The following is a 21,137-nucleotide window of genomic DNA, read 5'->3' as shown; positions in this document are numbered from 1 at the left end:
TCCCATGAGAATCGCCCAACGACGCCACCACGCGGTGCCGCCGGCCAATTCTCAGGCCTACGGGGGAGATGCCTGGACCGGGATGGCTCGGCGGGCAATGGCAGATGGAGTACCGAACCAAGGAAGAGCAGGTCGCAGACTACCTGCGCGAGCGCATCCTGTCTGGCGTCTACCCGCGCGGATCTCGGCTGAAACAGGCCGAGATCGCCGAGCAGCTGCATCTGAGCATCACGCCGGTCCGCGAAGCGCTCAAGCTGCTGGAGGCGGAGGGTTACATCGGCGGCGATTCGTACCGGGGCGCCCGCGTGGCGCAGTTCGACGCGTCGGCGACGGGCGAAGTCCTTCAGCTTCGTCTCCTGCTCGAAACGCAGTTGGTGCGTGCTTGTGCGGAGCGGGTCACCTCGCGCGATGTCACGGATCTTCGCTTGCTGGCCGACGAGTTCGAACAGGCCTTCAAGACAGGCGATCGGGCCGCCGCGCGCGGGGTCAACTACCGCTTTCATCGACGCATGTACGACATCGCGGCCATGCCGCAGACGCTGCATTTCGTGCAGATCCTTTGGGCCCGCTATCCGTTCGACCTCATCAATGCCGTCGAGGACCGCGGCCAGGAGGCCGTCGACGAGCACGAGGAGATCTTGCGCGCGTTGACATCGGGCGACCAGTCGGCGGCCATGCTCGCCATGCGCAAGCACATCGAATCCGGTTGGTCGGTCCTCAAGACCGTGAATTCGACCGAGGCCTAGACCTCTGGACGCGCCGCGCACCGCGGCGCCACACGACCTGCTACGCACCTTCCGCCCTCGGTCGCGGGGGAAAACGACCGCGTGCGCGCGAACACCACGAATTTTTCAAGGAGACAAGCATGATCCATTGCTCGCGGCAGCGCGCCCGGCGCAGCCTGTTGATGACCCTGGCGGCCGTGATAGGTGTGAGCCTGTTCGGCGCAGCGAAGGCCCAACCCGTTTGGCCCGAGAAGCCGGTGCGCATCCTTGTGCCCTACGCTGCGGGGCAAGGCGCTGACGTGCTGGCGCGCATGATCGCGCACGAACTCACCAAATCATTGGGACAGAGCGTCTATGTGGAGAACAAGGCGGGTGCCGGCGGCAACATCGGCACCGCGCTGGTGGCCAAGGCGCCGCCCGACGGCTACACCTTCCTCCTGGGCACGAACGCCACCAACGCCGCCAACGGATACCTGTACGCCAACACCGGCTACAACGCGGCGACCGACTTCGATGCCGTGGCCATGCTGGGTCTGCTGCCGATGGTCATCTGCACATCCGCCGCGGAACTGCCATCCAACGGCATCGCGGAGCTCGTCAGCAAGGCGCGTTCCCATCCCAACACGCTGAACGTGGGGCTTCCGAGCACGTCGTCCAGCGTGATCTTCGCGCACTTCGTGAAGGCCGCGAACGCGCCGATGTTCGGCGTGAAGTACAAGGCGTCGGCGCAGTCCATGACGGACGTCCTGGGTGGGCAGATCCCGCTGGTCATCGACACCGTGATCGCCGCGCGTCCGCACCTGGCCGGTGGCAAATTGAAGGCGCTGGGCATCACGACGCTGAAGGAAAGCGAGGTGCTTCCAGGCGTGAAGTCCGTCGCCGATCAGGGCGTTCCCAATTTCGAGATCGTGGCGTGGGACGCCTTCTTCGCCCCACGCGGAACACCTGCTTCCGTGGTGCACAAGTTCGCCGAGCACGTGCAACGCGCGCTGCAACTGCCCGACCTGCGCCGCAGGCTATTGGAAGCCGGTCTGGAGCCGCGTTTCATGGGGCCTGCCGAGCTTGACACCTTCGTCAAAGGCGAACGCGCGCGCTGGGGTGAAGTCATCCAGGCCGCCGACATCCGGGTCGAGTGATCCGCGAATCCAGCCACCATCACAAGGAGAGCATCTTGTCGCGTTCCATCTATCTCGTTCTTGACATGGAGAACGACCTCGTCCACGCCGACGGCGTGAACTACAAGGCCGCTTACGCAGAGCAGGTCGAATCCCGGCGCATCGTGCCGAACACCCGCGTCGCGATCGACAAGGCCCGCGCCGCCAACGTGCGGGTTGGCTTCGTGCGGGTCGGCTTCTCGCCGGACTACCGCGAGTGCCCGCCCAACTCGCCCATCTTTTCCGGGGCGCGCACACGCGGCGTGTTCCAGCTCGGAACTTGGGGAACGGAGACCCACCCGAGCCTCGGGCAGCGTCCTGAGGATCTGGACATCGTCAAGCACCGCGTCAGTCCCTTCTACGCCACCAGTCTGGAAGCGATCCTGCGCGCCCAGGACATCCGGCGCATCTACTGCTCGGGCGTGTCCACGAACGCGGTGGTGCAGGCCATGGTTCGCGAAGGCCACGACCGCGACTACGAAATTGTCGTGCTGGAAGACTGTTGCTGCGCACCGACTGCCGAAGAGCACGCCAACGCCATTGGCGGGCTCAAGCGCTTCTGCCAACTGACCACCTCGCAGGTGGTGTTCGAATGAGGGAGCGCGTGTGACGCAGACCTCTGTCGGCTTGGTAGGCCTCGGCAACGCGGGCATGGCACTCGCCGAGGCGTTGCGCCAACGATTTCATGTCGTAGGGAACGACCGCGCTGCGGGGCGCGTGGAGATCGCGCGTGCTGCGGGCGTGGAGACCGTGTCGCAAGCCCAGGAGGTCGCGGCGCGTTGCGACATCTTGCTGCTGTCGTTGCCCAACCCGCAGGCATCACGCACGGTCATGGCCAGCTTGAGCCGAGCCGACCTGCAAGGTCGACTGGTGATCGAGACCAGCACCGTCGGGCCGTCCGACATCGAGTGGCTCGTGGACGCGGCTGCGCAGCAGGGGGCGCAAGTCATCGATGCTGCGATCGTCGGCGGCGTGCAAAAGCTGGCGCGCGGTCATGGCACCTTGCTGGTGGGAGCGTCGGACGCCGATCTGGTGCGGGCACGCCCGGTGCTCGAAGCCGCTGCCGATGCTATCTACCATTTGGGGCCGCCCGGCAGCGGCATGCGAGCGAAGCTGATCAACAACGCGGTGGCGCACACCACGATGGTCATGCTGGTCGAGGTGGCCGCGCTGGCCGCCAAGGCCGGGGTTGCTCTGGATCTCTTCCATGAGTTGATGCGCCGCGACACCGGGCTGCTGCGACCGCTCACGCACCGGTTCGATCAGCGCATCCGCAACCATGATTTTTCGGGTGGCATGCCGACTGTGAACGCGCGCAAGGATTCGGCTTTGGCGCTGGAATTGGCACGCGAGCTGGGTGTGCCACTGTTCACGCTCGAAGCGTCGCACAGAGTTTACGAAGAGGCCGGCCGCGAAGGCTTGGACGCCAGCGATTACGCTTCCATCGCGCTGCTGTGGGAGCGGTGGACGGGTGTGTCCTTTGCGCGCGAGGGCGTGTCCCAGGCCGCGGGCGGCCCCGTGCAACAAGTTGAAGCAGGAGAGCCAACATGCAGGAACTGACGCTTCAGGGTGAGATCGTTGCCCACGGCCTCCAATTCCCCGAGGGGCCGGTGGCGCTTGCCGACGGCAGCATCTTGCTCACCGAGATCGCCAGTGGCCGCCTGGTGCGCGTGACGCCCGCCGGTGCGATACAGACCGTCGCCGAATTGGGCGGCGGCCCGAACGGCGCCGCGTTGGGACCCGACGGCCATTGCTACGTGTGCAACAACGGTGGGTTTAGTTGGAGGACTGATGCAGGCTTCACGCGGCCCACGGGTCCTGCCGCCAACTACGAGGGGGGTTCGATCCAGCGGGTCGACCTGCACACGGGAGCGGTGCGAACGCTCTATTCGCACTGCGACGGTGTTCCTCTGCACGGACCCAACGATCTGGTGTTCGATGGCAGTGGGGGCTTTTGGTTCACCGATTTCGGCAAGACCTTCGAAGACCGCATCCTGAGGGGTGCGGTGTACTACGCGCGTGCGGATGGGAGCTTCATCCATCGCGCCGCGCATCCGTTCTTGACGCCCAATGGCATTGGCCTGTCACCGGACGGCGGCACGCTGTACGTCTCCGAGACCGAAACCAGCCGGCTGTGGTCCTACCCTGTCACTGGCCGCGGCGAGCTGGCGCTCGCCCCTTGGCCATCGCCCAATGGCGGCAACTTGGTGCATGGATTGCCCGGGTACCAGCGCTTCGATTCATTGGCCGTGGAGCAGTGCGGCAACGTGTGCGTTGCGACCCTGGTCCACGGTGGCATCAGCGTCTTCTCGCCCGGTGGCGAGCTGCTTGAGTTTCATGCAGCGCCCGAAGGCTATTGCACGAACATCTGCTTCGGCGGCTCGGAACTGCGCACCGCGTACATCACGCTGTCGGGCTACGGTCAGTTGCTGGCCGTGCGCTGGCCGCGCGCGGGCCTGGGTTCACGCTGAACGGACAGTCCCCTCGTCGGCGCCGGGCCTGCGAAGGGCGTGCGCAGCCCGGGCGGTGATGTCTCGCACGGCCAAGACCAGTTCTTCATGGATGGGACCTGCCTCGGACTCCGCCAGTCCGCTCTCGTGGCCTGCCACGGTCAACGCGGCGAACGGATGGCCGCTCTCGTCCAAGACGGCTTCTGCCATGGCCCATATTCCCGGTGCCAGGTCGCCACGTGTGTAACCGTACCCGGCGCGTTGGCTTCGCTGCCGCATGCGGGCTAGGTCGGGAAGTCTTCTGGTTCCGCGGCGCGTGATCTCCGTCTGCAAGTTGTCTTCGAGGATTAAAGCAGCCTCCACCGGTCGGAGCCGCTGCAAGATGGCCAAGCCGCCCACGGCTGCGATCAGCGGCCTCCGCGTGCCGACGCGGATGAGCATGCCAGGCAATTCGCTGGGACCTCGCTTCTGGAACGCGCACACCAACTCGTGACGACTGCGCAAGCTGAAACTGGCGATGCAGTCCAGCTCTTTGCACAGCCTCTCCAGTTGCGGCTCGACGCATTCGCGCAACAGCTGGTACTGAGGCAGTGCCAGTCCGATCTCGAACATCATGGGGCCTGCGTAGTACCGCACGTCGTTGGGATGGCGTTGTGCGAACCCTTCGCGCACCAGGCAGGACAGCATGCGGTGGCAAGTGCCGCGATCCAGGCCCACCTCCTCTGCTAGATCAAACAGCCGCCAGCCGAATTCGCCGCGCTGACTCAACTGCCGCAGCAGGGTCAGCGTCCGCTCGACGCTGCGCGTTCCTAGCGCAGCAGCGCTAGACGTCTCTGTTTTGGGCGGCCCTTTCAAGATGAAGCGCTCTTAGATGTAGAAGTGCAGAAATATGCCGCGCTCGACTTGGAAAATTGTTGCAGTGCGGAGCTTCGTGTATGAGCGAGCCAGCCAGCGCGACCCAACGATAGAGCTAACACCCGACTTGCTTTTCCCGCTTTCTCGGAGCAGGTCGAAGCTTTAGCAAGAAAGCCCCTTCCGGAGAGTAAGACAATCACCTAGTCGTTGCTTTCCGGATGCCTGAGCAACATCGGAATCTTCGGCGCACTTGTTTTCCAGCAATCTTACTGTGACGCAGCGATCGTCAAAACGCGTAAAAGCGCGACGTTGTCCGCAGCATGACTCGGTTGGGCCTGCGCCGCTCCCCATAGTCTGTGCGCCACCGGCTTTTTTTGGCGGCTGCTGACCTATGGCCTGCCCGGTCGGCTCCCAACAGGTGTACCGGCACGGTCTCACGCCGTGCTACCTGAATCGACTGGCGTGAGTTCTACCTGCTTTGTTCTTTGTTCAAAAGGCATCCCTCGATACTTCGAACGGTCGCCATATGTCAGCTTTGCGGTAACGAGTTCAGGTCAACCGATGTCTCCTCAGGGCGCAATCCGGTCGCCGAAAACTTCGAGCAGATGCCGCGCCCGCCGCAAGGCTCAACGTGCTAGAGATGGATCCATAGCCTTTGCTAGCGCGATGCTGTTCCCGTCGAGGTCCCTGACCATCACCGTGCGGACCCGCTCATTGTTCGTGCGGGCGCCAACTTCGACACTCATCGACTCCAGCTTGCGCAAGTGTTCGTCGATGTCGCTGACGGCCAGCGTGAACGAACAGTTGCCGGCACGCTCGGCGCCCTCGTAGACCTGAAGGCCACCGCCACGCGGAAACATCCATTCCTCCACTTCAGGCATGGGTCGATGCCCTCGGCCCCCCAGAAGCTCGCTGTACCAAGCGGCGGACCGGTCGAGATCCTTGACTGCGACGCTCGCCAATGCGTTCGCGAATGCCATGCTGGACTCCCTTTGCGTGGTGATGAGATGTTATGCGCCCGAGGGCAGCGTTACAGCTGGGGATGGCAGCAGCTGTACTGCAACTGCTCCTGGAAATCGGGACGTCCTCCCGGGGTCGGGTCGAACAGGTTCCAGAACGTGTCGAGGCTGCCGGTCGCGCGGTGGTCCTGGCCCGAGTCGGACGGTGCGTCGACCATTTCCGAACTCCAGGCCATGCGGACCACGCCATCGGCAGCGCGATGAAACGCGAGCATCATCGGTTTTTGCTGTCCGTCCTCGCCAATCGCGCCGTGGTCGGCCTTGAAGCGCGTGTTCTTGGACTACACCAGTTCTAGATGCCGCCATCCGAGGTCGCAGAAGGTCTTCGCCAGGTTCTCCGGCGACGTGTCGGCCGCAACGACGAAGCGTCCGCCGGCCGCGGCAAAAGCGTGGACCGCGGGATCGAGTTGATCGAGCAGCGTCGTGCAGGAAGGGCAGGGCTGCTCTTCGCGGGGCAGGGCGGCTGTCTCGCCAGTGGCGGCCGCATCACGCGGGTCCTGCCGATGGCGTGGGTACATGTAGCAATAGACCGGCAGCGCGTCGCTCTCACCGAACAGCATCGTCCGTCCGCATGCGTGATGCCTTCGACCAGCGCGTACGCATCCTCGCCGAACTGCGTACCGGGCTTGACCGTGGTGGCCGTCACCAATCGCGCGGCGACAAGGGCTTCGACGCAGCGAATTTCGTCCGATTCCTCGATCGGCAATGGGAAGCGCGCGCGCTCTATGGTGCGCAAGAAGTTCAGAGGCATGGCGCCAATAGTTCGCCACGAGTGTGTCAGACCGGAAGCCCTGTCCGCATGCTGGTTTATTTTTTGAGCCGATGGTGTCGCGGCTCTGCACGCCTTGCACCAGCTTCTCCGGCGCAGTGGGCATGCCCTTGGCGCGGAGCACCACGTTGCGGCGCCGGCCGGTGTGGGCTGCCTGCGAACTCCTCCACGGAAACCTTCTCGATGGCTTTGGGCTTGAGGCCGGCAAGCGCATCCAGCACGGCCTTCTTGTCCTTGCCGGCGCGTACCGCCGCGGTGGCCTTGGCGATGGCTGTAAAAACCTTGCCGGCTGTCCTTGTTCCGCGCTGTGCGCGGCGGCGAGGGCTAGTGCTGCAGTCAGGGCCGAGATGCGCCAGCGATATACGTGCGGCGGAAGTCCGTTGGATTGGTATTGCAGAGTCAATGCCCTATCTTTTTTGTACGGCTCGCGCTGGTGGGGTGGACGTCAGCCAGAGGGCAGCGCATTCCGAAGGATAGGCAGTCGCCGTGGCGAGCCGCAGCAGCGCGCTGAGCGTCGCCACGGCGGTGAAAACGCCGCGAATCGCAAGCAGTGCAAGCACGCTCACCGGCGAGCATGAGGAAGGACGGTTCACCTCGAATTCGGTGTCAATCTAACCGTACGCAGACGACTCACAGAGTCCAATTCGTCGCACCGTACAGGCAGCGGTGGCGTTTATTCACTCCCCGCACTCGCGTGAAGCAGTGGTCCTGAGGGAAAGGAAATCCGTGCCGTATAGGCGCGCGGGTTGACGGTCACCGCCCTCCAACTGCATCTGCGTGCAGCCCAGCCATCATGGTCATCGGAGGGCGCCACGACCGACGATTGCAGCGGAATTGCAGACGATCGTCAGCCGAACCCTACAAACTGTTCTCCTATTTGCTCTCATGAGGCTGGGAACGAGGCCGCGACCATTGCTAGCTTTGAACCGTAAGGGGCGCAATGGTGACAGGCAACATGAGCACAAGTGGAGGCCCGGACCGGTTGACCGTCAACGGAGTTCCGCTGTGGCAAATGCATACTGTCGTGACGGTCTCCTCGCTTCCGTTGTTCCTCGGCGCTCTCCTCACCGACTGGGCGTACGCGTCCTCGTACCAGATTCAATGGACCAACTTTGCCGACTGGCTTAACGTCGGAGGACTGACGCTTGCGGGCGTCGCTCTGGCGTGGGCCGCTGTTGCCGAAATTGTGAGTCCCAGGCGCCACGCGGGTCGCCGATGGCTTGACGTTGCACTGCTCGCCGTCACCGTTGTCCTCGGGATAGCGAACGCGTTCGTGCACGCGAAGGATGGCTGGGCTGCGATGCCTGCCGCGCCGATTCTCTCCATGCTCGTGATGGTTGTGGCGATGGCCGCATCGGTGGTCGGGCTTACACGGTTGGGCCGGAGGGCTCACCAATGAAGGCATCTCTTGTTTTGATCCTTGCGTTCGCCTGCGCGGGTCTCGCCGGATGCAGCCAGGACGCAACCGTTGGGACACAATTTGGAGCCATCGATGGTCTGCCGGAACCGAGCGGCGGCCTGCTGCCCAGCATGAAAATCGCCGAGCCTGCAAGTTGGTCCGGCAAGTTGCCGAAGGCTCCTGAAGGCTTCACCGTCGCCGCGATCGCGACCGACCTGCTGGTTCCCCGGCAGACGCTTGTACTGCCTAACGGCGACATTCTTGTCGCGGAAGGCAAGGGCGGTGGCGCTCCGGTGCTGACCCCGAAGGACTACATCGCCGGGTTTATCAAAGCCAAGGGAACGACCAAGGCAAAGAGCGGTGACCGCCTGACGTTGCTTCGCGATGCCGATGGTGACGGTAAGTACGAAGGTCGCTGGGTGTTCGCGGAAAAGCTTGACGCACCCTATGGACTGGCGCTGATCGGCAACCAACTCTTCGTGGCAAACCAAGATGCGCTGGTGCGCTTTGACTATCAGACAGGCCAGACCCGGGCATCGGCAGCGCCGGTCACCGTCGCGCTGCTGCCATCGGCCGTCAATCATCACTGGACCAAGGCGTTGACGGCAAGTCCCGACGGACGCCACCTTTACGTAGGCATCGGCTCCAACAGCAATGTCGGGGAGCGTGGCATGGAGATCGAAGAGAACCGAGCGATGATCTGGGAGGTTGACGCGCAGACCGGTGCAACTCGGCCGTATGCCACTGGATTGCGCAACCCTACGGCACTCGCCATTGAGCCGCGTCTGAAGCAGTTGTGGGCAGTGGTCAACGAACGCGACGAATTGGGGCCTGACCTAGTGCCGGACTACCTGACCTCGGTGCGCGAGCGAGCCTTTTACGGCTGGCCATATGCCTATTGGGGACAGAACGTCGATGCCCGGGTGCGCCCACAGGACGATGCCAAGGTGAAGATGACAGTCCGGCCCGACTACGCACTGCAGTCGCACTCGGCACCGCTGGGCGTCGCGTTCGCCGCGTCTAGCAACGCCGATTCCCGTTTCGCCGAAGGCGCCTTCGTCGGCTTGCATGGAAGCTGGAACCGCTCGGTGCCGGTGGGCTACAAGGTGATCTTCGTGCCGTTCCGCGAGGGCCGACCGAGCGGCCCGCCGGTAGACTTCCTCACCGGCTTCCAACATGACGCAAAGACCATGGGGCGGCCGGTCGGGGTGACAGTCGACCCGCGCGGTGCCGTGATCGTGGCCGACGATCTATCGAACACCGTCTGGCGCGTGGCACCGGCACGCTAGACGGAACGCCACTACCATGCCAGCATGAACGAGGCGCAGCGGTGGATACCCTATTGCGGTGAAGCGCCGGGCCCCGGCGTCTGGCTTGAGCGTTGGAATCTGGACCCGGTCCTCTGGACCGGCCTCGCCATTCTTGCTTTCTTCTTTTGGCGTCCGGCGATGACCGGCGGTATGTCGCGCGGGCGCCGTCGCAGTGTTCACGGCGCGTGGGGCTTGACGGTCCTTCTGTTTGTGTCGCCGCTGTGCGCGCTCAGTTCGGCGTTCTTCACGGTGCGTGTGATCCATCACATGGCCTTGGTGCTGGTGGTAGCGCCTCTGCTAGCGTTCGGGCTGGCTAGGTGGTTGGATCGCCTGCCGGCACCGCTGTGGACCAGCACGACACTGGCTGCGCTGACGTTCTGGATCTGGCACGCACCTGGCCCCTACGGCGCCGCGCTGTCATCGGTGCCGGTCTACGCACTGATGCAATTTTCTCTTGCGGGCAGTGCCGTGTTTTTTTGGACCGCACTGCGCCGCACCAGCGCCGCCTCAGCACTGGCTGCGTTGCTCCTCACAACGGTGCAGATGGGGCTGCTCGGCGCCCTGATCACCTTCGCCGCGCGGCCGATGTACCCACCGCACTTCCTGTCCACGCTGGCCTGGGGGGTCTCGCCGCTCGAGGATCAGCAGGTAGCCGGCCTAACGATGTGGGCGCCCGGCTGCCTGGCCTACTTGTGTGCCGCGGTCTGGATCGGCTGGCGCTGGATGCGATCCGAAGGCAGCCGGACCAGTCGCCCGTCACCATTGGAGTCAACCTGAACCTCGTTGCCATCATCGAATGGGCCGAGGGCTACAACCGCCGCGGCCTGTACTCGCCGATTGGCGTGACCTTCCATTGGGTGATGGCGGCGTTGATGGTGTTCCAGCTCGGCTACGGCTGGTATTTGAGCCTGCTGCCGGCGGGAGGCGATAAGTATGTGGGCTACCAGACTCACGCCGAGATCGGGCTGACGATCATGGCGCTTGGCTCTTTGCGATTTCTTTGGCGGAGCCAAATCAGCGGGCCAGAAAACATCGAACCGGATTCGTTCGCTGGCCGGGCCAGCCGGCTGATCCAGGCCTGGTTCTACTTCGGCTTCTTTGCGCTGCCGATCAGTGGCTGGGTGATGTGGTCCACGCTGCCGGGTGACCTGCCGCTGTCGATCGCCGGCGTGGTCCCTTTTCCCAACCTTCCGTTCGACCAAATGTCCGAGCAACTGCAGCACAGCCTCATGCAGGGCGCTTCAACAGCACACTTCTGCATTGTCTGGATCACCGTACTGGCCATTCCGGGCCACGCTGGTGCGGCATTCTTCCACTATGTGGTCAAACGCGACCGCGTGCTGCAGTCGATGCTCGACCTCAATGGTCCGCAGGTACCGGGCGTGGTGGGATCTGCGCCAGGTAGAGGCCCAGTGTCCTGATCTCCTCGGAATCCAACGATTGCGCCACGCGTAGCATCACATGAAGACCATCACCACGTCGCTTCGAGAGCTGCCAGTCGCGCAGCTGCTGGGCCGCGTAGAAGGCCGGCTGGCCCGCCAGCGGTGGCCCCGCCGACGTACCGGCGGCTTCGGCACCATGGCATTGCATGCAGGCGCGCGCGTACAGCGCGGCCGTGCCTTCGGTCGTCGCCTCCGTGGTGGCTGGCGCCAATGCTCGGGGCGGCAGCGCGGCATAGTGGTTCGCCACCATCACGCGCTCGTCGCTGTCGAGGAAGCGGGCCACGTCGCGCATCACCGCGTGCGGACGCAGGCCGGCAGCGTAGTCTTCCATCTGCTTTTGCAGGTAGCCGGCGGGCAAACCAGCAAGGCGGGGTGCATCGAAGCCGTTGCCTTCGCCCCGCGCGCCATGGCAGGTCGCGCAGGCGTAACGGGCGCCGCCTTCGCCGCCACTCATCGCGATCAATTCACCGCCGCGTCCAAAGCGGTCGTCGCTGGGCGCCATGCGGTCGGTGCATCCACCGGCGGCGATTGCGACGAACGCGGTAACAATCGTCGTTGTCAGGACGGATCGCTTGAACGGCCGGGCGGACTTGTCGGGTGAACGCATGGGACGCAAGTGTGACTCAATCGTTGCCCGGGGCAAGCGTTGTTGCCTGTGGATGGTGGTCTGCATGGCAGCATGCGGCTTGGCCGCTTGCGATGGACCTCCTGATCGAACGCCACGGCTCGACGAGGCCGATGTCGCCCGCGGAATTCGATTGGTCTCAACGAAGGGGTGCGTGGCCTGTCACACCTTCCCTGACGTCGCCTGGCCGCGCGGCGCTCTGGGACCCTCGCTGGAAAACTTCGGCGGGCAAGGCCTCATTGCCGGCCGGCTGCCCAACCAGCCCGGCGTGCTGATGCAGTTTGTTCGCAGTGCACCCGCGATGGTGCCCGGCACTGCGATGCCGGTCATGCCCATGTCGGACCAGGAAGCCCGCGATGTCACAGCCTACCTTCTCCAGCTCAAGTCTCGCTGAGGCCTTGCGCGGCTGGCCGCCGCCAGTACTCGACCCGCAGGGGCCGTTCTCAAACACGGTCACGACGCTGGCCTGGGGGCTGATGGCGCTGATGGGGCTGATCTTCGTGCTCGTCTGCGCCGCGATGTGGGTGGCGCTGTACGGCAGCGACGGGCTTCGCGCCAAGCTGGGCGGCGAGCGCGTCGTCAAATGGTTCGGGTTGATCGTGCCGGCAGGAGTGCTCTTTCTTCTGCTGGTCTGGAGCATGGCGCTGGTGTCGGGCCTGACGACCATTCGGGGCGACGAGCTGCGCATGCGCATCGCCGGCAACATCTACTGGTGGCGCGTGTCCTACCTGGACGCTGCCGGGCGCGAGTGGCTGGCCGATGCCAATGAGCTGCACATCCCCGTCGGCCAGGCGGTCGTGATCGACATGGTGTCCGAGGATGTCATCCACAGCTTTTGGGTGCCCAAGCTCGGCGGCAAGATGGACATGATCCCGGGCCGCACCAACCGCCTGAAGCTGCAGGCCGACAAGCCCGGCGTTTACGGCGGGCAGTGCGCGGAGTTCTGCGGCGGCGCGCATTCGCTGATGGGCTTCGTCGTGGTTGCGCACGACGCCGCCGACTGGCAACGCTGGCTGGCGGCACGACAGCCGCCGGCATCGACCACGGCGATCAAGCCTGCACCTGTCGCGAACACCGAAGTCGAGCGCGGCCGGCGGCTTTTCGGCGAGGTCGGCTGCGCGGCGTGCCACCGCATCGCAGGCACTTCGGCGCAGGGCCTGTCCGGCCCCGATCTCAGCTTTGTCGGTGCGCGGCGCTCGCTGGGGGCCGGCATCCTGCCGAACAACCGCGGCACGATGATCGGCTGGATCGGCGACAGCCAGTCGATCAAGCCAAACAACCGGATGCCCGCCTACCGCTCGCTCAGCGGGGCTGAGCTCGGCGCGCTGGCGGCTTACATGGAATCGTTGAAGTGACGGCCCACAGCGCCGGTGTGCCTGGGGTCGACGGCGCTGTGCGCGACGCCGCGGCCGAGCCCTCCGAGACTGGCTTCGACGCGCGCCTGTACCAACGCTTCCCGACGCAGGGCGGTCGGCCCGCCGGAGAGCTGGAGGCACTGGAGACGGTGTGGGCCTCGCCCCAGGGCTGGCAGCGCCTGAGCGACGTCAACAACAACGTCATCGGCTTCATGTTCATCGTGACTGCCTTCGCGTTCTTCGTGGCCGCGGGCATCCTGTCGCTGGTGATGCGCGTGCAGCTGGCCGCGCCGCTGGCCGGCATCGTGCCTCAGGAGACCTACAACCAGCTGTTCACCATGCATGGCTCGGTGATGATGTTCCTCTTCGCCGTGCCAGCAGTCGAGGCCATCGCGGTGCTGCTGCTGCCGCAGATGGTGGCCGCCCGCGACCTGCCGTTCCCGCGCCTCTCGGCGTTCTCGTACTGGGCCTACGCGATCGGCGGCTCGGTGTTCTTTTGCTCGATCTTCTTCAGCTTGGCGCCCTCCGACGGCTGGTTCATGTACCCCCCGCTGAGCTCGGGCACCTACTCCAAGGGCATCAACGCAGACTTCTGGCTGCTTGGCATCGGTTTCATCGAGATCAGCGCGATCGCCGGCGCGATCGAACTGATTGTCGGCGTGCTTCGCACCCGCGCGCCTGGGATGACGCTGACGAAGATGCCGATCTATGCGTGGGCGGTGCTGATCTTCGGCGTGATGATCATCCTGGCCTTTCCCGCGATGATCCTCGTCACGCTGCTGCTTGAGGTGGAACGCGCGTTCAACTGGCCGATGTTCGACGCAACCCGGGGCGGTGACCCGCTGCTGTACCAGCACCTGTTCTGGTTCTTCGGACACCCCGACGTGTACATCATCTTCCTGCCGGCCTCGGCGATGGTGTCGACGATGGTCGTCACGGTGGCGCAGAAGAAGCTCGTCGGCCATGAGATGGTCGTGCTTGCCATGGTCGCCACCGCGTTCATCAGCTTCGGCGTTTGGGCTCATCACATGTTCACCGTCGGCCTGCCCAACCTCTCCTCGGGCTACTTCTCGGCGGCGTCGATGGCGGTGGCGATCCCGGCCGGGGCGCAGGTCTTCGCGTGGATCGCCACGCTCGCGTCGGGCCGCCCGCAACGCAACGTGCCCTCACTCTTCCTCGTCGGCGGCATCCTGATCTTCGTGATGGGCGGGCTGACGGGCGTGATGGTGGGCATGGTGGCGTTCGACGGCCAAGCGCACGACACTTATTTCGTCGTCGCGCATTTTCACTACGTGTTGATTGGCGGCATGGTCTTCCCGCTGTTCGCCGGCTTCTACTATTGGACGCCCATGCTCGTCGGTCGGCAGCTTTCCGAAAGACTCGGCCGCTGGGTCTTCTGGCTGAGTTTCGTCGGCGTGCATGTCTGCTTCCTGCCGATGCACCTGACCGGCCTGATGGGCATGCCGCGGCGGGTGGACACCTACCTGCCCGAGCGTCTGTGGGGCCTGCCCAACCTCGTCTCGACCGTCGGCGCATTCATCATGGCCGCTGGAGTGCTGCTGTTCCTAATCGATGCCGTGCGCTGCTTCAGCCGTGGAACGGACGGCAACGCGCGCAACGTTTTCAACGGTGGCACGCTGGAGTGGCTGTCTGCGGCCAACTATGCTGTGCGCTCGATACCCGTGATCAATCACCTCGAGCCGCTGTGGGCCGACCCCCAATTGCGGAAGGACGTGGAAGCAGGCCGATACTTCCTGCCGAACACCGCCACCGGGCACCGCGAGACGCTGATCACGAGCACCTCGCGCGCAGAGCCACAGTATCTGCAGATCATGCCCGGGCCTTCGTGGTGGCCATTTCTCGCGGCCCTGTTCACCGCGGGATTCTTTTTGCTGCTGACGGTGAAGGCGATGGTGCTGTGCGCGGTATGTGGCGTGATGGCGATCGCGAGTCTGATGCGCTGGTTGTGGGACAGCGACCGTCACATCGAGCAACAGCATGTGGACGTCGGTGCGGGCATTCGGCTGCCCACGTACTTCACGGGCCCGCAGTCGCACGGCTGGTGGGCTGCGGTGCTGCTCGACATCGTGCTCGGAATGATCTTTCTGATGGCGATGTTCAGCTACCTGTACTTGTTCGGATCCCATCCCGACTGGGGGCGGGTCACCGCACCGCAGGGCGCACTGGTCAGCGGCCTCGTGCTGCTAGGGGCCGCGGCCGCGCTGGCTTTGGCGGCACGTCCGGCGCTGGCGCGTCTGCGGTACGGCCCGGGCATCAGTGCTGCGCTGATGGCGCTCAGCGCCACCTGCCTGACCGCTGCGCTGGCCGTCGATGTGCTCGACTGGTGGAACTCGGGCCTGCGCGGCGATGCGAGCGCTCAAGGTGCCTCAATCTTCGTCATGTTGGCCTGGCACGGGGTAATTGTCTTTGCGGTCGTACTCAGCGCGCTGTACTACCTTGCACGCTGGATGCGAGGTTTGACGCCCGCGCCTGTCAATAAGACGCTGGAGGCGCTGCGCCTGCTGTTCATCTACACAGCGCTTGAGGGCAGCGCCGCGTTGCTGCTGCCGCGTTTGGTGCCGTGGGGCGGCACATGAACGCCAACCGGCCAGCCAGCTGGCAGCCCGTGCTGAATGCGCTGTCGATCTGGTTCTTCCACTTCCTCGCATGCTGGGCAGTGTCGGAGTTCTCGCCCCACCGTTGGTGGAACCATGTGTCGGCATGGGGCTTCACTGTCGTCGCGCTGGCGGCCGTGGGTGTTGTTCACTGGCGGCTTGAGCACGCCGATGCCACCGGCGAGCTTGCTCGCTGGAAGCTGCGCTTCGCGCGCGGAGCGACTGCCCTTGCGTTGATCGCGATACTTTTTACAGCCTGGCCGTCGGTTGCGCTGCGGCCCTGAGCTTCAAGGTCGCTTCCGTCAACCCAAAGCCCCATATGTATGACGCTTGTTCGCCGCCCAACTCGCGTTCGGCGTTCTGGGCTCCCGGGAAGTCTGACAGCGCTGAAAGCATCGCTGAAGGTGTGAGCACCGAGTCCGCGGCGCCGGCACCGATGGCTGTTCGGCATGTCAGGGAATTCCGCCGTCCCTGGCGCCTGGACGATCGTCAGGCCGCCCGCATTGCGGATGGATTTGAGACCGACGGTGCCGTCATGGTCGGTGCCGCTGAGCGCGATGCCCACACAATGACCGCCTGCGTCCTCTGCCATGGACGTCATGGAAAAAGTCGATGGGTTATGCGCCGGACGCACGGAAGTGGGCGCAATCTCGAAAACACCTTGCCCCCATCCAGCCCCATCAACTTGCCAGGCGGCATCACATACACGTTCCACCCCCTCAGCGCTGTACGCTGTGAGCATCGGTGGCGGACAAAGAGCCGGCACGCCCCAGAAGATCCGCCAGATGGCTAACTCGGTCGACCGGGAGATGTGTCACGACGATGTAGGCCAATTGCGGATTGCCCGCGGCTGCGGCAAACAGCTGTTTGAGTGCGTCCACACCGCCGGCGGAGGCGCCACACCGCGACGTAGGTGAGCGGTTGCGAGGAGGTTTCTTCGAATCCGTCCGCTGAGCTTTCGCTGTGGTCCATAAACGCTCCCGGTCGCACGGGTTGCGGGGCATGCGAGCGTGCGCGCCGACGCGCTGGGACAAGCAATTGCGGCATTCTAGGCACGGCCCATTCCCCGATACCGCCGGACACCCCAAGTGCGCAGATTGAAGTCAGAGTCGGTGTCCGCCTCGGTCACATTCTTCTGAAGATCACGGACACCATGCGGTCTGCCCTGAATGCACCGTCCGTACGCAATGCCCACGCTGGCCAAGCGAATCAATCATGGAAGCACCTGGGCACGTTCGGCCTTGTAGTTGGCAAAACCTCTCTCTGAGTGCATGGGGCAAACACGCAGGGTGGCCTGCTCTCACCAGAAGCTTGAACCAAAGCGGGTTTGAGCCCCGCCGTCCATGGGCTAGGGCAGCCGCAGCGACTGGCACGGCACCTTACGCGTTGCCGTCTATTTCCGAGATGAATCGTAGGCCGGCAAGTCCAGGAAAAATCGTATGAGTTCATTGCTAGCGTTGAGGTCGCAGTCTTGTGTGAAAGAGCCCAAATTGCTTCCGCCAAACCAGGCATGGGTTCCACCCGAAACAATGAGCTCGCGCACCACCACGAGCCCCTGGTCGTCGACGAATTCCGTGAACCGACCACTCTTCGTGGTCACGGAGCCGGAAAGAGGCCGTCGCTTCGACACGTTGACTTTGGCTTTCTTAATGGCTGCAATCGCCTGCTTTGTGATGGCTCGGCCGTTGGTTTCATGTACGGTGCCGTCTGCGTCGCCGTGAATGACGAGCGTGCGCATTGGGGAGCTGTTGCGTTCCAACGAACGATCATGCACAGCAGCATTTCCCCGCATGACTGCGAACGCGCTTTTCACGTCGCAAGCCGCGCCGCGTGGCAGGCCGGAGTGGGCGGCAACGGCAGAGAAAATCTCAGGATAGGACTGCCCCAAAATGACCGCCATCGACGCGCCAGCCGATAGCCCGCCGATGAATACCCTGGTCTTATCGATCACAAATTCCGCCGCGATGGCGCCGACGATGCCAACAATCAAGTCGGGTTCGCGCCCACCACGTACTTGCTCCGCCGGCATGTACCAATTCCAGCAGCTTGCGCTGTTGGCATTCGGTGTCTGACGAGGGTAGGCGATCGCTACGGCACGCCCGATACCACTGTCGCCTCCGGTGATGACGGCTCTGCGTCCCGACAGCTTGTTCGAACCTACGTAGGACTTCTCGCGGCAGTCGGGCACCGGCTGCATCGTGGACTGCTCGCCCGGCGGCTCCTGGTGTTGCCGCGGAAATGGCGGCACCGGTACTTCGTGCGAGGGTCGATGAGAACAGGCTCAGCCATGGCCGTGTTCCGCGTTGCGCTTGCGTGTTGCCGCGGCCTTCTTGGCCGACGCGGAGCGCTCCTCGGCCGATCGCGATGCCGAGGCTCGCCCGCCAACGGCGCCTCCCTTGCGTGCCGAGGCCTTGTTGTCCGGCTTGCCTCGACCCGAGCCGCTGAAGTTGCCGCCGCCGGACTCCTTGTTGACGGTGGCCCAGGCACGCCGTTCAGCTTCGGCCTTTGGTGTACCGCTCGACTCGTAGCTCTCCTCGATGCGCGCAGCCTTGCGCTTCTGTTTGGACGTGTAGGACGACTTGTCGCCTTGTGGCATGTTGCGCTCCTCAGTGGTTCAACGCTGCAGGAGCAATGCTGGGAGTTCTCGTGTCGGCTCCATGCCCGATGCGGTCGAATGAAGGCGTCAGTGAAAAGGCAACAGCATTCCAGCAGGGTCGCGTTGCTTCGGAGATGGTGTTTTCCTTCACTGCAGGTCGAAGCGCCTCGCGCCAAGCTGTCGTAGTTCAGCGGATGACGGCAAGCGTAGGCGTTGTCCCACGCTCAGCGGTTTTGCGCGCGATTCAATGTCAGCCGGGCCGTGCGTGGTGCTCCGGCCCTTTCTGAAATTGGGGAGACATCATGAATCGCAGAACCTCACATGGCGCCGGCCACGGCGGTGACTGGCAAGGCAACGCGCAACAGTCGGGCTACGCGCCGTCCGATGGCCAACACGGTGACTACCCATCGGTTTACGATGGCCAACGGCGCGACTGGGAGCGGCATCAAGGCAGCTACGGCTCTGGACGCGACCAGTTCGGTCCCGGTTACAGCAGGGGACCGGGTGCCTATGGTGGCGGAGGAAGCTCCGGCGGACCCGGCGCGTACTGGGGTGCTGACTACGCCAATGATGAACTGGGCTATCAGGGCGGCAGCCGGAGACAGGCGTATGGCGGCGGCGACTTCCACGGGCGGACCTACGGTGGCGGAGGGCCTGGCTACCGCGGTCAAGGTTTCTCGGGTCAGGGCTACGACCGGGGTGACGGACGGCCGTCGGCCGATGCGGACGACCGCCGAGGTGATGGCTATCAGGGCACGGGGTGGTCCAAGTATGGCCAAGCCGAGGGCGGTCGCGCCCCGCACCATGACCCGGACTATCAGCAATGGCGAGACGAGCAGATGCGCAAGCTCGACAACGACTACGCCAGCTGGCGTCAGGAGCGTTACAACAAGTTCTCCGACGATTTCGCACAGTGGCGCTCCAGCCGCAGTGCCCAAGGGGCTGGCGGGTCGGGCGCAGGCTCGAGCGGCTCGGTGGACTCCAACAGCGCAGAGTCGTCGAGTGCCAATTCGGGTTCGCCGTCATCTTCGTCTACTTCGAAATCGAAGTAGCCACGTCGGCGCGACCGACCAAGTGTCGGTTGCGCGGCTCAACTGAGTGAATAGAGCAGGTAAGTGAGAAGTTCAGGCCCGGGCGATATCCCTCCAATGTCCTGCAAGCTGAGCGCTGGGTGACTTGAGTTGAACGGCCTATCTGGAGGCTTTCATTTTTCTCGGCACAGCCCATTGCCGCAGGATGTCCAAGGCTTGGCCCGCCATGTGTTGCTCCGACGGCATGCTGCGCGCCGCCATCGGAGCGCCGGCCTGCACGCGCAGTGCGTCCACGTCGATCGGATGCCGCTCGACCACCGGCAGCCCCTCGAAGGCCGCGCCGGACTGCTCCAGCGTCGCCGCGTAGAACAGCTTGCGGATGCCCACGATCTGCATCGCGGCCACGCACAGCGCACAGGGCTCGCAGGTGGTGTAGAGCTCGCAGCCGGCCAAGCTCACGCGCTGTAGCTTTCGGCAGGCATCGCGGATCGCCTCGACCTCGCCGTGCGAGGTCGGGTCGCAGTGCGCGACCGAGTGTTTGAAGCCCTCGCCGACCACCACACCGTCCTGCACGACCACGGCGCCGAAGGGCTCGGTGCCCGGTGTGTCCAAGGCCTGGGCCGACAGGGCCAAAGCCTGCTGCATGAATTTCTCTTGGTACATGGGGTTCCCCTTGTCAAACGTTCTGTGGCAGCAGCCAGGCGTGCTTGGGGTCCCAGGACAGGCCCACGCGGCGTCCGGGCGCCAGGCCCAGCGACTCGATCTCGTGCTGCTGCTTCTGCACGCGGAATTCGCGCCCGCCGGGCACGTCGATGAAGATGGTCTGCGTGGAGCCGACGAACTCCAGGCCGATCACCGTGCCTTCAAGCCGTGCCATGCCCGCGGGCGCGGCGCTGGCCGTGTCGGCCAGGCCCACGCGGTCGGCTGCGATCACGAAGCTCGCCGCGGCGCCCGAGGAGAGTGGCCGCGCGGCCGGCACTGCGAACGTACCGAGCGGCCCGACCACGTCGATGGTGCCCGCGCCGCCGCCCGCCGCCACCGTGCCCTGGACCAGGTTGTTGGTGCCGATGAAGTCGGGCACGAAGGGGTTGACCGGGGCGCGGTAGACATCCTGCGGCGCGCCGGCCTGCTGGATGCGGCCCTCGTTCATGACCACGATGCGGTCGGCCAACGCGAAGGCCTCGGACTGCGCATGGGTCACGTAGACGAAGGTGATGCCCAGCTCCTTGTGCAAGCGGCTCAGCTCGGTCTGCATGCGCACGCGCAGGTGCGCGTCGAGCGCACTGAGCGGCTCGTCCAGCAGCAGCACGGGCGGCTGCGTCACGAGTGCGCGCGCAATCGCCACGCGCTGGCGCTGGCCGCCCGACAGCTGGGCGATCTGCCGGTCGCCCATGCCGGCCAGGCCCATGCGGTCCAGCCATTCGAGTGCGCGCTTGCGGCGCTCGTTGGGCGCAATGCCTTGCATGCGCAGCGGGAAGGCCACGTTCTCGGCCACCGTCATGAGCGGGAACAGCGCCAGGCTTTGCCAGACCATGGGCGTGTTGCGCTCGTAGGCCGGCACGCCGTTCATGCTGCGCCCGGCAATGCGGATCTCGCCGCTGGTGGGCTGGTCCAGGCTGGCCAAGAGGCGCAGCGTGGTCGACTTGCCGCAGCCCGAGGGGCCCATGATGGCGATGAACTCGCCGGCCCGGATGTCCAGGCTCAGGTCGCGCACGGCGTGGTGGCCGGGAAAGCGCTTGTCCACGTGCTGCAGGGAGACGAAGCGTTCGTTGTCCATGGGTTCGTTCCTCGG

24 protein-coding genes and 1 pseudogene are annotated in these 21,137 nt (G+C 64.6%); 14 read left to right on the top strand and 11 right to left on the bottom strand.

Features of this window, described 5'->3' with window-relative positions:
- The first annotated feature begins 104 nt into the window (after positions 1 to 104).
- From ASF43_RS05505 to ASF43_RS05485, 5 genes are all read left to right on the top strand, one after another.
- Positions 105 to 746 carry a GntR family transcriptional regulator gene (locus tag ASF43_RS05505; RefSeq protein ID WP_056177473.1) on the top strand — a complete coding sequence of 214 codons (642 nt, stop codon included), beginning with the start codon at positions 105 to 107 and terminating at the stop codon, positions 744 to 746.
- Positions 747 to 865: 119 nt separating this feature from the next.
- Positions 866 to 1,861 carry a tripartite tricarboxylate transporter substrate binding protein gene (locus ASF43_RS05500; RefSeq protein ID WP_056177471.1) on the top strand — a complete coding sequence of 332 codons (996 nt, stop codon included), beginning with the start codon at positions 866 to 868 and terminating at the stop codon, positions 1,859 to 1,861.
- Between the two features lie 35 nt (positions 1,862 to 1,896).
- The gene (locus ASF43_RS05495; protein ID WP_156373141.1) at positions 1,897 to 2,475 is read left to right on the top strand and encodes a cysteine hydrolase; all 579 of its coding nucleotides are present in this window, start codon (positions 1,897 to 1,899) and stop codon (positions 2,473 to 2,475) included.
- Between the two features lie 10 nt (positions 2,476 to 2,485).
- Positions 2,486 to 3,439: an NAD(P)-dependent oxidoreductase gene (locus ASF43_RS05490; RefSeq protein ID WP_082497613.1), complete on the top strand. Its 954-nt coding sequence runs from the start codon at positions 2,486 to 2,488 to the stop codon at positions 3,437 to 3,439.
- The gene (locus ASF43_RS05485; protein WP_056177467.1) at positions 3,427 to 4,350 is read left to right on the top strand and encodes an SMP-30/gluconolactonase/LRE family protein; all 924 of its coding nucleotides are present in this window, start codon (positions 3,427 to 3,429) and stop codon (positions 4,348 to 4,350) included. The genes ASF43_RS05490 and ASF43_RS05485 overlap by 13 nt, the downstream gene beginning before the upstream one ends.
- On the opposite strand, the gene ASF43_RS05480 is transcribed toward ASF43_RS05485, so the two are convergent.
- From ASF43_RS05480 to ASF43_RS31170, 4 genes are all read right to left on the bottom strand, one after another.
- Positions 4,342 to 5,184, bottom strand: coding sequence for an IclR family transcriptional regulator (locus ASF43_RS05480; RefSeq protein WP_082497612.1), 843 nt, complete (start codon positions 5,182 to 5,184; stop codon positions 4,342 to 4,344). The genes ASF43_RS05485 and ASF43_RS05480 overlap by 9 nt on opposite strands.
- 626 nt (positions 5,185 to 5,810) lie before the next feature.
- Complete coding sequence (locus tag ASF43_RS05475) at positions 5,811 to 6,164, bottom strand: VOC family protein (RefSeq protein ID WP_056177462.1); 354 nt, start codon at positions 6,162 to 6,164, stop codon at positions 5,811 to 5,813.
- Between the two features lie 50 nt (positions 6,165 to 6,214).
- A complete protein-coding gene (locus tag ASF43_RS05470; protein WP_056177460.1) occupies positions 6,215 to 6,421 on the bottom strand; it encodes a DUF899 family protein in 207 nt (68 codons plus the stop codon).
- Positions 6,422 to 6,484: 63 nt separating this feature from the next.
- Positions 6,485 to 6,763, bottom strand: coding sequence for a DUF899 family protein (locus ASF43_RS31170; protein WP_056177458.1), 279 nt, complete (start codon positions 6,761 to 6,763; stop codon positions 6,485 to 6,487).
- A 1,191-nt stretch (positions 6,764 to 7,954) separates the two neighbouring features.
- Here ASF43_RS31170 and ASF43_RS05460 point away from each other — a divergent pair.
- Genes ASF43_RS05460 through ASF43_RS29655 form a run of 4 tightly spaced genes read left to right on the top strand, consistent with a single transcriptional unit; the run spans position 7,955 to position 11,102 of the window.
- On the top strand, positions 7,955 to 8,371 hold the full coding sequence (locus tag ASF43_RS05460; RefSeq protein WP_235578128.1) for a hypothetical protein: 417 nt from the start codon (positions 7,955 to 7,957) through the stop codon (positions 8,369 to 8,371).
- Positions 8,368 to 9,660 carry a sorbosone dehydrogenase family protein gene (locus ASF43_RS05455; protein WP_056177454.1) on the top strand — a complete coding sequence of 431 codons (1,293 nt, stop codon included), beginning with the start codon at positions 8,368 to 8,370 and terminating at the stop codon, positions 9,658 to 9,660. The genes ASF43_RS05460 and ASF43_RS05455 overlap by 4 nt, the downstream gene beginning before the upstream one ends.
- Positions 9,661 to 9,684: 24 nt before the next feature.
- Positions 9,685 to 10,458: a cytochrome c oxidase assembly protein gene (locus ASF43_RS05450; RefSeq protein ID WP_056177452.1), complete on the top strand. Its 774-nt coding sequence runs from the start codon at positions 9,685 to 9,687 to the stop codon at positions 10,456 to 10,458.
- Positions 10,374 to 11,102, top strand: a complete 729-nt coding sequence (locus ASF43_RS29655) for a cytochrome b (RefSeq protein ID WP_156373140.1) — start codon at positions 10,374 to 10,376, stop codon at positions 11,100 to 11,102. The genes ASF43_RS05450 and ASF43_RS29655 overlap by 85 nt, the downstream gene beginning before the upstream one ends.
- Here ASF43_RS29655 and ASF43_RS05445 read toward each other — a convergent pair.
- Positions 11,041 to 11,796 (bottom strand): c-type cytochrome, encoded by a 756-nt coding sequence (locus ASF43_RS05445; protein ID WP_082497608.1) that lies wholly within the window; start codon positions 11,794 to 11,796, stop codon positions 11,041 to 11,043. The two genes, ASF43_RS29655 and ASF43_RS05445, sit on opposite strands and share 62 nt — an antisense overlap.
- Positions 11,797 to 11,902: 106 nt before the next feature.
- On the opposite strand from ASF43_RS05445, the gene ASF43_RS05440 reads away from it, so the two are divergent.
- The 4 genes from ASF43_RS05440 to ASF43_RS31570 are packed head-to-tail and all read left to right on the top strand — an operon-like array spanning position 11,903 to position 16,002.
- Positions 11,903 to 12,142, top strand: coding sequence for a cytochrome c family protein (locus tag ASF43_RS05440; RefSeq protein WP_235578127.1), 240 nt, complete (start codon positions 11,903 to 11,905; stop codon positions 12,140 to 12,142).
- Positions 12,143 to 12,146: 4 nt separating this feature from the next.
- Positions 12,147 to 13,103 carry a cytochrome c oxidase subunit II gene (gene coxB, locus ASF43_RS05435; RefSeq protein WP_235578126.1) on the top strand — a complete coding sequence of 319 codons (957 nt, stop codon included), beginning with the start codon at positions 12,147 to 12,149 and terminating at the stop codon, positions 13,101 to 13,103.
- Positions 13,100 to 15,700, top strand: coding sequence for a cbb3-type cytochrome c oxidase subunit I (locus tag ASF43_RS05430; protein ID WP_235578125.1), 2,601 nt, complete (start codon positions 13,100 to 13,102; stop codon positions 15,698 to 15,700). Before coxB ends, ASF43_RS05430 begins: the two co-directional genes overlap by 4 nt.
- Complete coding sequence (locus tag ASF43_RS31570) at positions 15,697 to 16,002, top strand: hypothetical protein (RefSeq protein ID WP_235578124.1); 306 nt, start codon at positions 15,697 to 15,699, stop codon at positions 16,000 to 16,002. Before ASF43_RS05430 ends, ASF43_RS31570 begins: the two co-directional genes overlap by 4 nt.
- Positions 16,003 to 16,169: 167 nt before the next feature.
- Here ASF43_RS31570 and ASF43_RS32165 read toward each other — a convergent pair.
- The 4 genes and pseudogenes from ASF43_RS32165 to ASF43_RS05415 form a co-directional block, all read right to left on the bottom strand.
- Positions 16,170 to 16,319 (bottom strand): annotated as a pseudogene (locus ASF43_RS32165) (chemotaxis protein CheB); the annotation flags it as partial.
- A gap of 118 nt (positions 16,320 to 16,437) precedes the next feature.
- Positions 16,438 to 16,722: a chemotaxis protein CheB gene (locus tag ASF43_RS32160; RefSeq protein ID WP_369803239.1), complete on the bottom strand. Its 285-nt coding sequence runs from the start codon at positions 16,720 to 16,722 to the stop codon at positions 16,438 to 16,440.
- A gap of 389 nt (positions 16,723 to 17,111) precedes the next feature.
- A complete protein-coding gene (locus tag ASF43_RS05420; RefSeq protein WP_156373139.1) occupies positions 17,112 to 17,915 on the bottom strand; it encodes a PHB depolymerase family esterase in 804 nt (267 codons plus the stop codon).
- An 84-nt stretch (positions 17,916 to 17,999) separates the two neighbouring features.
- Positions 18,000 to 18,314: a hypothetical protein gene (locus ASF43_RS05415; RefSeq protein WP_056177442.1), complete on the bottom strand. Its 315-nt coding sequence runs from the start codon at positions 18,312 to 18,314 to the stop codon at positions 18,000 to 18,002.
- 302 nt (positions 18,315 to 18,616) lie between these two features.
- Here ASF43_RS05415 and ASF43_RS30405 point away from each other — a divergent pair, with 302 nt between their 5' ends.
- Positions 18,617 to 19,366 carry a hypothetical protein gene (locus ASF43_RS30405; protein ID WP_156373138.1) on the top strand — a complete coding sequence of 250 codons (750 nt, stop codon included), beginning with the start codon at positions 18,617 to 18,619 and terminating at the stop codon, positions 19,364 to 19,366.
- Positions 19,367 to 19,504: 138 nt separating this feature from the next.
- Here ASF43_RS30405 and ASF43_RS05410 read toward each other — a convergent pair whose 3' ends face one another.
- Positions 19,505 to 20,008 carry a nucleoside deaminase gene (locus ASF43_RS05410; protein ID WP_056177440.1) on the bottom strand — a complete coding sequence of 168 codons (504 nt, stop codon included), beginning with the start codon at positions 20,006 to 20,008 and terminating at the stop codon, positions 19,505 to 19,507.
- A gap of 13 nt (positions 20,009 to 20,021) precedes the next feature.
- Positions 20,022 to 21,122 carry an ABC transporter ATP-binding protein gene (locus ASF43_RS05405; protein ID WP_056177438.1) on the bottom strand — a complete coding sequence of 367 codons (1,101 nt, stop codon included), beginning with the start codon at positions 21,120 to 21,122 and terminating at the stop codon, positions 20,022 to 20,024.
- Between the last annotated feature and the right edge of the window lie 15 nt (positions 21,123 to 21,137).

It is taken from the genome of Pseudorhodoferax sp. Leaf267 (genome assembly GCF_001422405.1).
GTDB lineage: Bacteria > Pseudomonadota > Gammaproteobacteria > Burkholderiales > Burkholderiaceae_C > Pseudorhodoferax.
This window is presented reverse-complemented; position numbering and strand designations above follow the sequence as displayed.